Annotated in this window: 12 protein-coding genes; 2 read left to right on the top strand and 10 right to left on the bottom strand. The window is 35.8% G+C overall.

Annotation, left to right across the window (positions count from 1 at the left end; all coding sequences use genetic code 11):
• Positions 1-31: 31 nt before the first annotated feature.
• The 9 genes from BLL40_RS07370 to BLL40_RS07335 form a co-directional block, all read right to left on the bottom strand.
• Complete coding sequence (locus BLL40_RS07370) at positions 32-1,108, bottom strand: EpsG family protein (RefSeq protein ID WP_073711277.1); 1,077 nt, start codon at positions 1,106-1,108, stop codon at positions 32-34.
• Between the two features lie 51 nt (positions 1,109-1,159).
• On the bottom strand, positions 1,160-2,044 hold the full coding sequence (locus BLL40_RS07365; RefSeq protein WP_073711276.1) for a glycosyltransferase family 2 protein: 885 nt from the start codon (positions 2,042-2,044) through the stop codon (positions 1,160-1,162).
• Positions 2,041-3,159, bottom strand: coding sequence for a glycosyltransferase family 1 protein (locus BLL40_RS07360; protein ID WP_095532832.1), 1,119 nt, complete (start codon positions 3,157-3,159; stop codon positions 2,041-2,043). Before BLL40_RS07360 ends, BLL40_RS07365 begins: the two co-directional genes overlap by 4 nt.
• Entirely contained in the window at positions 3,144-4,295 is a 1,152-nt protein-coding gene (locus BLL40_RS07355) for a glycosyltransferase family 4 protein (RefSeq protein ID WP_073711275.1), read from the bottom strand. The genes BLL40_RS07360 and BLL40_RS07355 overlap by 16 nt, the downstream gene beginning before the upstream one ends.
• A 37-nt stretch (positions 4,296-4,332) precedes the next feature.
• Positions 4,333-5,211 carry a UTP--glucose-1-phosphate uridylyltransferase GalU gene (gene galU, locus BLL40_RS07350; RefSeq protein ID WP_073711274.1) on the bottom strand — a complete coding sequence of 293 codons (879 nt, stop codon included), beginning with the start codon at positions 5,209-5,211 and terminating at the stop codon, positions 4,333-4,335.
• A gap of 15 nt (positions 5,212-5,226) precedes the next feature.
• Positions 5,227-7,122, bottom strand: a complete 1,896-nt coding sequence (locus BLL40_RS07345; protein ID WP_083566396.1) for a polysaccharide biosynthesis protein — start codon at positions 7,120-7,122, stop codon at positions 5,227-5,229.
• A gap of 31 nt (positions 7,123-7,153) precedes the next feature.
• Complete coding sequence (locus tag BLL40_RS17530) at positions 7,154-7,303, bottom strand: hypothetical protein (protein ID WP_173799909.1); 150 nt, start codon at positions 7,301-7,303, stop codon at positions 7,154-7,156.
• 288 nt (positions 7,304-7,591) lie between these two features.
• The gene (locus tag BLL40_RS07340) at positions 7,592-8,245 is read right to left on the bottom strand and encodes a CpsD/CapB family tyrosine-protein kinase (RefSeq protein WP_245797916.1); all 654 of its coding nucleotides are present in this window, start codon (positions 8,243-8,245) and stop codon (positions 7,592-7,594) included.
• Positions 8,238-8,978: a YveK family protein gene (locus BLL40_RS07335; protein ID WP_083566394.1), complete on the bottom strand. Its 741-nt coding sequence runs from the start codon at positions 8,976-8,978 to the stop codon at positions 8,238-8,240. The genes BLL40_RS07340 and BLL40_RS07335 overlap by 8 nt, the downstream gene beginning before the upstream one ends.
• 442 nt (positions 8,979-9,420) lie before the next feature.
• Here BLL40_RS07335 and BLL40_RS07330 point away from each other — a divergent pair, with 442 nt between their 5' ends.
• Positions 9,421-11,208, top strand: a complete 1,788-nt coding sequence (locus BLL40_RS07330) for an ABC transporter ATP-binding protein (RefSeq protein WP_073711272.1) — start codon at positions 9,421-9,423, stop codon at positions 11,206-11,208.
• A 129-nt stretch (positions 11,209-11,337) separates the two neighbouring features.
• Here the strand turns inward: BLL40_RS07330 and BLL40_RS07325 are convergent, their stop codons facing one another.
• Entirely contained in the window at positions 11,338-11,520 is a 183-nt protein-coding gene (locus tag BLL40_RS07325) for a hypothetical protein (protein WP_073711271.1), read from the bottom strand.
• Positions 11,521-11,689: 169 nt separating this feature from the next.
• Between BLL40_RS07325 and BLL40_RS07320 the strand changes: the two genes are divergently transcribed.
• Positions 11,690-12,065 (top strand): hypothetical protein (locus tag BLL40_RS07320; protein WP_143180098.1); only part of this gene is annotated, 376 nt, incomplete at its 3' end.

Here is a 12,065-nt window from a genome sequence, read left to right as displayed (position 1 = left end):
ATAAAAATCACGCTTCATTTTTACTGTCAGATTAAAAGTATTCACTGTTATACAATATGTTCAAAGTGAGTACACTCTCATAGTAATAATAAACAAAGTAACAAACGATAATCCCATAGTACACAAGCTTCTCATCTTTTTCTCTAAATAACTTGACTACCCAGGAGATCAAGATTAATTGATACAAGCTGAAATAGATAGCAAAGCGGGCAAAAATCCAATTTTGAGTGGATATCAGCATAAACACAAAGCCGAGTAAAGCCATATTTATAACTACATCCCCTTTGGGAAATAGTTCTCTTAGTTTTTCCCTACCTAAGAAGGCAATTACTAATGGGAGTGCCTCTACGGCCACCCTTAAAAAATTTGCTCCACCTTCATTGAAATTGTCGTAGTGACCATATTGTGTGTCTTGTATTGTCGAAAATAATAGCGTTGAAAATTGATCAAAGCCAATGACAATCAGAACGGCCAATAAAACAACAGCTATTGTCGCCTTTGACCAAGCTTTAAATCGAACCACAAAGTAGATTGGAATTAATACTAGTGCACTTTGATGGAATGTGGAAGCCAAAAGGACAACTAACATGTATTTTATCCAGTTGCCCTCCATTAAAAACTTTATAGCCGTGAACGCAATAGCTGCCGCAAGAATTTGTCTAATGCCATTCATTGAGATTAAAAATAATCCACCTGTTATATATACATATAGGCTCACTTCAAACATCCTTGAATATTTATATAAAATAAACACAATAAGAACATTTGTAATCAAAGCAGTTGTAAAGATAAGTATTTGAGCATCGTCTGACACTTTTTGTAAGAGCATTTGAAGAATACCGAAACCAATGTCTTTCTGGCTAGTGATGTACTCCCATGTAAAATTATTTAATTCATAAATATGTTTATAAAAAAATGTATCACCAATACCTGACCTGAGTCCTGAGATCAAAATTAAAGATAGTAAAGTACCAACAACCAACAGCTTATTAGGTTTAATGGGAACGTCAGAGAATGTGGAAACTGTTGTAATTATAGGACGCGCAAAGTATCGTGCAAAAAACGAAAAAATAAATACAATAGCAAGATTCATCCACAGAAAAGTCATATATTAGATCCTTTCAACCCGGTAACAAAGGCTGTTCTTATTCAATGAATGTTAAGCAACCCTTGTTTTTGTTGTAATATATAAATATAATGTGACTCCGAAAGGTACGGCCAGGACCGTTAAACTTTTATTAGGTGTTTCCTTTAAAAAACGCCAATTTTTACTCATTAAACTACTCGATACGTAATGAATGGCTTGTCTGAATTTAAAAGAAGGACTAACAAATGGCAATTTCATGAGTTCTTTGCGATAGAAAGCGAACCCCCTTGGATTTTTCCGGTATTGAGTTAACATATTGCGAGATGATCCATCTGGCAAATATTCCACATAGCACAATACTTCATTCATTAAAAGCATTTCATACTGCTTATCGATCATGTAGTATTTATAAGCTAATCCTACATATCTCTCATCGGTAAATAAAGGGTACGGAAATTGCTTTGTTAATTCCGTGCGATACACAAGCTTTTTATCACCTGTGACACCATGCTTGCTGTACAGATCAAATAATGTAGATCGTTTTAATTGAACCGGGAATCTAGTTCCAATTATTTGATGATTCGTATCCGAGTCCAGCCCGATGATTCCACTCACTTCATTGCTTCCATAAGCGTTCCAATAAGTCGTGATTTTTTCCACGGCATCGGCTGGCATATAGTCATCCGAATCAATACAAATATTTAACTCCGTTTCAATTAGCTCATACGCGGTGTTATGGGCACCATGCATTCCTTGATTTTGTTGCCATTGATAGTGTATTTCGATGATATTTTCATCTAGCCACTTTTCAACAATTTCTTTTGTCTCATCCGTTGATCCATCATCAATAATTAACCATATGAAGTCTTTGTTGGTCTGTTGTTTTAAACTTTCATAGGTTTGATGAAGGCAATAAGCTCTGTTATAAGTAGGGGTAAAAACCGTTAGTTTTTTCAACTGCTCATTCCCTCTAACACTAAATATGAATTTTGCGTAACTTCAGCCGTGTGTCTTATGTTATAACCTTGTTGATTTAAAGCACTTTCCGCTATATTTCTGGGAGACTTACTTTCTGCTGCTTTTATCATATTTTCCACCCAGATTATTTTATCCTGCAATGGTAGAAATTGAATTAGCCCTAATCCCAGATCTACTTCCTTTGTAATCGTATTAGAGATTATGCATGGCAACCCTGTTCCCTGTGCTTCTATTAATGTTACGGGAAGCCCTTCATGAAAGGATGGAAAAACAAAAAGATCAAATGCTTGGAGCAACAAATGAATGTCTTCCCTTATTCCAAGAAGCTTCACATTCTCTTCCAAATGCAACTCTTTTATTTTTCCTTCGATTCTTTCTTTTAACACTCCGTCCCCAACTAATATAAGCTGAGCATGTGGAAGTATCTTCATTAAAGATCCGAATATTTCCAGTAGAAAAAAGTGATTTTTTTGGTGATTAAACCTCCCTACATGACCTATAACAAGTGATTGATTACTTAGCTTCAATTCTTTCCTGACTTGATTTCTTACGTCTGATGAAAATTGAAATTTATCACACTCTATACCATTTTTCAGAACAATTGCCTGCTTAGATTTATTTTTGAATAACCATTTCGCTGCATCAGTTGAACAAGCATATCCATGAGTTGCAAAAGAATTAATCTTATTTCCCGAATACCACTTATACGCTCTATAAGCTATCCCTCCTTCACTCTTAGTATTGTGGCTGTGGGCGATCCTCACTGGTATATCTGCCTTTTTTGCTTCCCTAAGAACAAGACCGCTCATTTTATCCATATGTGAATGAATAATTTTATACATGGCATTTCGTTTGAAAAATTGATTCAGTTCTTTCACATAGGCTATGTGGCCAACCTCAGTCACATATGGAATTCGATGAATTCGTCCACCCATTTCAATTATTTCCGCATCAAAAATTCCTTCCTTACACGTTAAAAAGTCGAATTGAACCTTTGAACGATCGATATTTCGATACAGGTTCATGATAAGTGTTTCTGCGCCGCCTCGGTTCATATTGACAACAACATGTAAGATCCTTAAAGGTTTGTCCACTTCACATCCTCCATTTCCATCATATACGATTGATAGATTCTGCTTTTTTCAGTTAATATTTTTTCCACACTGTATTTGTTTAAAATGATGATTCTTCCATTTTGTCCAAGTTTTTGTTTCAATTCTTCATTATCAGCAAGAACTTTAATTTTATTTGAAAAATCCACTGTATTATTTCTTTCTATAATCCACCCGTTTTTATTATTTTGAACGAGCTCTTTATGCCCTCTGTTATCAATAGCTACAACCGGCAATCCACAAGCCATTGCTTCCATAATATTGACCGGAAGTCCTTCACGGAAACTTGATGCGACCGCCATATCACACATTGGTACAATTTGCTGAATATCCTGTCGATAGCCCAAAAAATCAACCATTTGACTGACTCCTAAACGGACCGCCTGTTCACGGCATTTTTCCAGCATTGGCCCTTCTCCGGCAAGTAAAAGTTTTGCATGTGGCATGTCATCCTTTAATAAAGCCAATACTTGAATAAGAAATTCCTGGTTTTTATTTTTGTTAAATTCCGCTGCATAAAATAGTAAAAAGTCATTCGGTTTATAGCCAAATGACTTTTTAATTTCTACTTTTTTGTTTTCTTTTATAGGCTTAAATTGCTCAGTGTTGACCCCTACTCCATGAACATATTCGACATGCTTTGCTTTAAAACGGTGTGTTGCCAATTCATAGTCTTCCGCATTTATTGTAATCAGGCAGTCTGTATAATGAGCCATCCACTTTTCAATTGGATAATAAATCATCCAGTTCAGAAGAGGAGCATCTTTACAAAAGTGGAATCCATGAGCGGTATACATAACCATTGTGCCCGATTTCCTTGCCTCTCGTGCTGCTAGACGTGCCAGTACACCTCCAGTTGGTGTATGGCAATGGACAATGTTGTACTTGTTTCGATTCATTAACGTTTTAAGTTGTTCATATGCTTTTACGTTTTTTCTGTGAAGGGGCGATCGTTGAATGGGTATGTTATACTTTTGATCTACGTAAGGAAGTTCGATCTCACCGCTTGCTGCTACATGAACGGCCCATCCCTGTTCCTTAAACCATCTCATATAAGGGATATGAAAAGCTTTAAAATGATAATCAACTGTTGCACAAAATAGTACTTTATTTGCCATATTGCCCCCCACCTAGATTATAGTTGTCCTGCCTAAACTATTTAGTTAGTCCCTTTTCTACTACAGCTGAAAGATAGTCTAATAAGTCGCGTCTCAAATCCTCGCGCTGAAGGGCAAATTCAATATTTGTTTGAATAAAGCCTATTTTTTCGCCCACATCATATCGGATACCTTCGAAATCATAAGCATAAACCGCTTCATGCTTATTAAGTTCTGCGATCGCATCTGTTAATTGTATTTCATCCCCAGTTCCTGGTTCTTGTCTGCTTAAAATGTCAAAAATTCTCGGGTTTAGAATGTAACGGCCCAAAATAGCTAAATTGGAAGGGGCCTCTTCCTGCAACGGTTTTTCAACTAGATTTCGCACATTATATAAGCGCTGATCAATCAAGCTTCCATCAACAATTCCATATCTGGAAACTGTCTCTTCTTTCACTCTTTGCACCCCGAGTATGGATGCATTATAGCGATTGTACTGATCAATCATTTGTTTTAGACAAGGGATTTCAGCTTTTACAATGTCATCTCCTAAAAGCACCGCAAATGGTTCGTCGCCAATAAATTTACGTGCACACCAAATGGCATGACCTAACCCGTTTGGCTCTTTTTGACGAATATAATGAATATCCACAAGTTTAGACGCTTTTTGCACTTCACTTAATAAATCAAATTTCCCTTTCCTATGAAGGTTTTGTTCCAATTCAAATGAATGGTCAAAGTGATCTTCAATGGCTCGTTTTCCTTTACCTGTTACAATAATAATATCTTCAATCCCTGATTCAATGGCCTCTTCGACTATGTATTGAATCGTTGGCTTGTCCACTATAGGCATCATTTCTTTAGGCATCGCTTTCGTTGCGGGAAGAAACCGTGTTCCTAAACCAGCTGCTGGAATAATCGCTTTTCTCACTTTCAATACAAAACACTCCTTTTAAATTCGTGATGACAGAACAGCTGCTGTCTGAGGTATGATTCCTGATGGTTGAGACATAATAAGCTCAGGTTGTGAGACAACGGGCACTGACTTCGAAGTAATATTATTATTCGCTAGATTTATAAGTTTCTCTCTTAATTCTTCCTTATCCAGCGTTTCAAAAGTTAAGATGATGTCTTCAATCTCTGCTAAATAAATCTTTGTCGTTTTTCCGATATAAATCTTTGGATACACTTGCAGCTCATTGATTTCCTCTTTTTGCAGCAGTTCTTCAAATAGCTTTTCTCCCGGTCTTATTCCTGTGAATTCTATTCCAATTTCATCAAGTGAGTTTCCAGACAGCATTATTAGGTTTTTAGCTAGATCAACTATTTTCACAGGTTCCCCCATATCCAACACAAACGTCTCTCCTCCGTTTGCTAATGCGCCAGCTTGAATGACTAGTCTGGATGCTTCTGGGATCGTCATAAAGTAGCGAACCATATCCGGATGGGTTATCGTGACGGGTCCTCCCTTTTCGATTTGTTTTTTAAATAATGGAATAACACTCCCTCGACTTCCTAATACATTACCGAATCTGACCGTGACAAATTTTGTACGATTGTTTTTATCCATGTCCTGAACAATCATTTCGGCCAGTCTTTTCGTTGCCCCCATGACGCTTGTTGGGTTGACTGCTTTATCAGTCGAAATCATGACAAATGTCTCGACATTGTGCCAACTTGCCGCTTTTGCGACATTCATTGTACCAATCACGTTATTTTTAACAGCTTCTTCTGGATTCCGCTCCATTAATGGAACATGCTTATGCGCTGCTGCATGATAGACAACATCTGGATTATACAATTGTATAATGGACATTATTTTTTTAGCATCTTGCAAGTCAGCTATTTCCGTTATAAACTCGATATTTGACTCTTTAAATCGTTCTTTTAAATCCATTTCAATTGAATATATGCTGTTTTCGCCGCGACCGAGTAAAATTAACTGCCTTGGATTGAATGTTGAAATTTGCCTTGATATTTCAGACCCTATCGATCCACCCGCTCCTGTGACTAACACCGTTTTATTTGTAAGAGAATCAGATACACTGTCTATATCCATATGTACAGGATCTCTTCCTAGTAGATCCTCTACCTGGACATCACGAAATTGATTGACAGAAATTTTACCTGTCATGAGGTCCTCAAGCATAGGAATAATCTGCGTTTTCGCTTTTGTTTTTGCACACTCTTGAAAGATGTTATTTAATTCTTTTCTGCCTAAGGATGGAATGGCAATAATGACATTCTCAATGGCAAGGTCATTTACCACATGCTCTATCTTTTCCACCCCCCCAATGACTGGGATACCTAAAATATCAAGTTGGCTTTTTTTTACATCATCATCTATAAAGGCAACAGGCAACAGATGGCCTTTTTTATTTCTTAAAAGCTGTCTCGCTACCATCGTCCCCGCGGATCCAGCACCGATTATTAACGTTCTGCTTTTATCGCCCTGCTTATTCACTAACGAATCCCGATACATTCTCCAAACAAATCGTGAACCACCGATTAACAATAAATGCAGCAGCCATGTTACAGTAAGCACCCGATAAAAGGTATCTTGAATGACAAGTTGCTGAATGATGATCGCCGAAAGAATAGAATAAGTGACAACTTTAAAAATAAGCAATAGTTCCCCAGTACTTGCGTATTCCCATGCTTTTTTATACAGCTTGAACTTTACTGAAAAAACATGGTAACTAAGCAAGATTGTTAAAGAACTCATAATCGCAGGTAGTGTAATAACGTTAATGGTTGCGCTTACGAGAAACTGACTAATAAAGATAGCTGTCAATATAATACAAGAATCTATAATGATAAATATGGACAACCTCTGCCGGTAAGTCATACACTTCCTCCTTTCCCTAGCTAATGATTATTTAATTATCTAATTTAAGTGTGTTGATTCTTCTTGTAATTGCGTAATTTAACATTTTCTTAATTTCGATCAGCTGTTCTTTCGATGCATCTTGTTTAATGTACCTAATCGCTTTTTTGATCGATTTTGGATAAGTGTCAAGTTGTTCCATTTTATTCAACAACTCCTTCAATCATAATGTAATAAAGTTCTTATGTATGAAGTCTTAACAAAACCCCATACATAAGAACTTTATTTAAGTAAAATGGGCATCTAACCCTTCCTCACACCACACTTTTGACGACTGGCGTCTAAGGTTTATTCAACCCACAGCATGATCGAGTGCCTTCATTGATATCGGTAAGTAGGCTTCACCAAATTTTTTTATTTTTAAAAACCTGAATATAAAGAACAATTCGTTCTTAATAAAGAACATAAAAACAAAAAAATATATGCACTCTTATGCTTCATTCATAATTGCACCTACTAATTTTGCATGAGCAAGTTCTAATACCCTCCCGGCTTCAATCGCTTGCTTTCGTTCTGTTTTGTCACGCCTTAAGACTAACACGACGCCATCACATTGATTGGCTAAGATTCGTGTTTCAGAACACTGCAGAGACGGTGAATCTATTAGGACAATGTCATAGATGTTCGCTGCTTTTTTCAAAACTTCTGTCATAATTTCATTTCCTAATAACTCCGCAGGATTGAATGACTTTACTCCACTCGTTAATATATCTAATGTTTCAAGCTCTGTTTTATAAACTACTTCTTCAAGTTTCACATCGTATCTAAGCATGTTTGTTAATCCAGCCTCATTTGGAATGTCAAATATTGAATGAATACTCGGTTCTTTTAAGTGGGCATCAATTAAAAGTACTCTTTCTTTTTTCTGTTGAGCCATACAGACAGCTAAATTGGCCGTTGTAGTAGACTTTCCTTCTTTCATTCCCGGAGAGGTTATAAGAAATACATGATTCTCTCCTCTTTCAGTCAAAAATGTAAGATTTGCTCTTATCGTTCGAAACTGGTCAGAGATGACGGAATCTGGGTTAGTATAGGCTATAAGACTTTTTTTACTTATAGCAGCGGAATGTTGTCGCTTATTCAATATCAAATGCCTTACCCCTTACTCTAATTTTTTGTTTTTTACTTTTTTTGAAAGACCATTGTTTCTTATTCATATTCGTGATGATCCCTACTACTGGCACACCTAAAATATTTTCAATTTCATTTTCTCCTTTAACAGTATCATCTAAAGAATCTAGCAAGAATACGAAACCGATCCCAAGGATAACCCCTATTAAAAGAAATACCTTAAGACTAAGAGCCTGATCTACATTGATAGGAGCGGTGTTTTCTTCAGCTGGTGATAATAATCGAACACCATTAAATTTTAAAATATTCGAAATTTCATTTTTAAATACTTTTGCTGTCGCATTCGCAATGTTCATAGCCACTTTGGGATCAGGATCGACAACAGAAAGTTTAATTACTTGGGAATCGTCAATCTTTGAAACTGTTATTTGTGCGGCTATTTCTTCAGGTGATCGTGTTATTTGTAATTCTTCCTTAACTTTCCCCATGATGATTGGATCTTTAATCATGACAAGAATGGTCTTCATATCCCCCCCGCTTGAGCCTATAATCATTCTTGTAGATGTTTCATAAAGTGGTTGTTCATCACTGCCCCGGTTACTATAAAAGGAACCAATTACAGTTGTAAGGAGTGCGACAATAAGAACAATCCAAATGCGTTTTTTTATGACTTCATAATATTCTTTTAAATTTATTTCTTTTCCCTTCATGCTTTCTTTAACTTTCTCTCGTTTAATACTAGTCATTAGAACCACCTTTATTTTAAGATTTTATGAACAAATATTCATAATGTTGGCCAAGCCGTTCTTTATAGAGAATAAAGCAATCAAAAATGTTGATCCATAAAATGTTAACTACTTTGATTATCAACAATAGTCTTCAAAATAGCTCTTTTTATGCGCTGTTTGAAAAGATGAGAATATATTACTCTTCTACATCTTAGTTCTTTATAAAGAACATGTCAACATTAATTTCCTGTTGATTTTGTAAATTTTTTTCTTTCTCTTTTATAAGCACGCGATCCGTAGACAAATAACCACTTAATTTATATAATAAGCTCAATTGTTTCTTATAAAGAACAAAAGCTTCATTTATTGCAGACTAACAGGTGGTAATCTTCCTTTATTGACAGAAATTTCACTTTATTAAATGACTAACTGTATTGAAAAAAATTAACGGGGGATTCTGATGAAAGAATTTTTTCATTATATTACACAGTTGTATACATATGCTGGAAAGATTTTGTATATAAATCTATTCGGAATGATCATCGTTAGTTTTCTTGATGGCATGGGCATTTTATTATTAATACTTATGCTAAATATTAGCGGCATTCTAAGCAACACCGCCATGTCTTCTATGTGGAGTATATTAGATTTTTCAAAAGACTCACCTGCCGATATAGGGCTGTCTCTCATTTTAGGCATTTACATTACACTAGTTATCGTCCAAAATCTTTTATCACAAAATATCGCGATCCGAGATGTTAAAATTCATCAAGGATTTATGAATCATCTGAAAGAAGAAACGTATCTCAGTTTATTACACGTCAAGTGGGCGTTTTATTTAAAAACAAGAAAATCCAATATTATCAACTCTTTAACGAAAGATATTAATCGAGTAGGTATTGGAATAAAAATGTTTATGCAATTGATTACCAACCTTATATTTACGCTTATACAAATCGGCATTGCCTTTTGTCTAGCTGCTGAAGTAACTAGCCTTGTTTTAGTTTGTGGTCTTGGTCTTGCTGTCTTCTCATGGAAATTCGTTAAACAAGCAAAAACATTAGGGAAAGAAACAACTCAACTGTCAAGACAATACCTTGCAGGAATAACAGACAACTTAAATGGCATCAAAGATATTAAAACAAACACGCTTGAAAAATCTCGTATTAAATGGTTAGCGTCTTTAAATAAAAAAATACTTAATGAACAAGTTAACTATGTGAAATTACAAACTAATTCTCAACTATCTTATAAAACGGCATTGGCCATCATTATTGCTTGTTTTATTTTTGTATCTTTTAACCTTATTCATACTTCACCAGACAAATTATTATTAGTGATTCTTATTTTTTCTCGGTTATGGCCGCGATTTGTAGATATTCAATTAAATATACAACAATTAGCAGCCTCTACACCTGCTTTTAAAATTTTATTAGATTTACAAAATGAAACAAATGCTTTTAGAGAAGCAGTATATGGAGATGATCATATAGACCATCTATATATTAAAAATATGATCGAATGTCGTAATTTATCTTTTAGATACAACTCGGATCAGCCCACGTATGCTCTCCAAAATATTAATTTACAGATACCTGCAAATGGCATGACTGCCATAGTTGGGCAATCAGGGGCTGGAAAAAGTACCTTGGTGGATATTTTAATGGGTTTGAATCGTCCGGAGAGTGGAGAGATGTTTATAGATGGTGTTCCTTTAACAGACAAGAATGCATTAAGTCTTAGAAAAGCGATTAGTTTTGTTCCCCAAGATCCCTTTTTATTCAATACTAGTATAAGGAACAATCTGTTATTAACGGCACCTCATGCAACCGAAGAACAAATGTGGGATGCATTAGAGTTTGCAGCAGCTGATCGTTTTGTCTATTGCCTCCCTAAAGGTTTGGATACTCCTATTGGAGACAGAGGAATAAGATTATCAGGAGGTGAACAGCAACGTTTAGTTCTAGCACGAGCCATCTTGCCAAAGCCCTCTATTTTAATTTTGGACGAAGCCACAAGTGCCTTGGATACACATAATGAAATGATAATTCAAGAAGCACTCGAAAAAATCAAGGGAAAAATGACGATTATCATTATTGCGCATCGTCTGTCGACCATTCGTAATGCTGATCAGGTTCTTGTACTAGATCAAGGTAAGATTATACAAAAGGGTGGGTTTATGGAACTGTCTAATGACGAAAAGGGCATGTTTAGCCAATTTTTGAATAAACAGCTTAAAACTATTTGATAAATATACATCTATTCTAGAAAAAAATACCCATGCGTGATGGGTATTTTTTGAATTTTAAGTTTCCCAATCTTCTCTTGCTTATCCGTTAATTAGCCAATCTAATTCCTCGACAAACCGCCATTATTATCAATTCCGGCCTTTTAAATCATGGTCAAAGTCATGGTTCTTATCATAACTACCACTAGAAAAACCGCCATCGTGATCCCAATCATTATTGTAATTATCTCGATGACCGTCACTGATCGCTGTTTCTAATTTGATAATGTGGTGACTAATAACCTCAGGTATCATGTATATTTTTCCATTCATTATTAGATCTCCTTTTTTATAGAATTCATAATGAATTGAATCCATTTCATCATTCAACTTACAATCGTCAAAAATAAGAAAAAACAAAGCTTGTAAAAAGATGAAAAAATTAATTTTACAAGCTCGATGGATAACTATTTAAATTTCTTACTTTCCTTTAAATCCACTGATGAAACCACCAATCCAACTCGATGCCATTGTCATAAACGTGCTGCCGTTGCTACTTTCTCCGTTATCTTCCTGGCTATTGTCTTCTTTTAGTACTGATGTTAGATTACTTCCTCCCTCAGTACCTTCTTCTGGAACAGGCGCTCCTTCTATTAGACTCGACGATTCTGGTGCTTCTTCTGGATTAGGTGCTCCTTCTATTGGACTCGATGATTCTGGTGCTTCTTCTGGATTAGCTGCTCCTTCTATTGGACTCGACGATTCTGGTGCTTCTTCTGGATTAGGCGCTCCTTCTATTGTACAGGAAGAGACATGGGCTTATAAACAGGAAGGCGCGGCTAGGAGTTATGGCGACAACTACGTGAAGAAAAAAGGGT

Origin of the sequence: Domibacillus mangrovi, from assembly GCF_001906925.1 — a bacterium.
In the GTDB taxonomy this organism is placed as follows: domain Bacteria; phylum Bacillota; class Bacilli; order Bacillales; family Domibacillaceae; genus Domibacillus; species Domibacillus mangrovi.
Note: the sequence above shows the minus strand (reverse complement) of the source record. Positions and strands in the feature narration are given on the sequence as shown.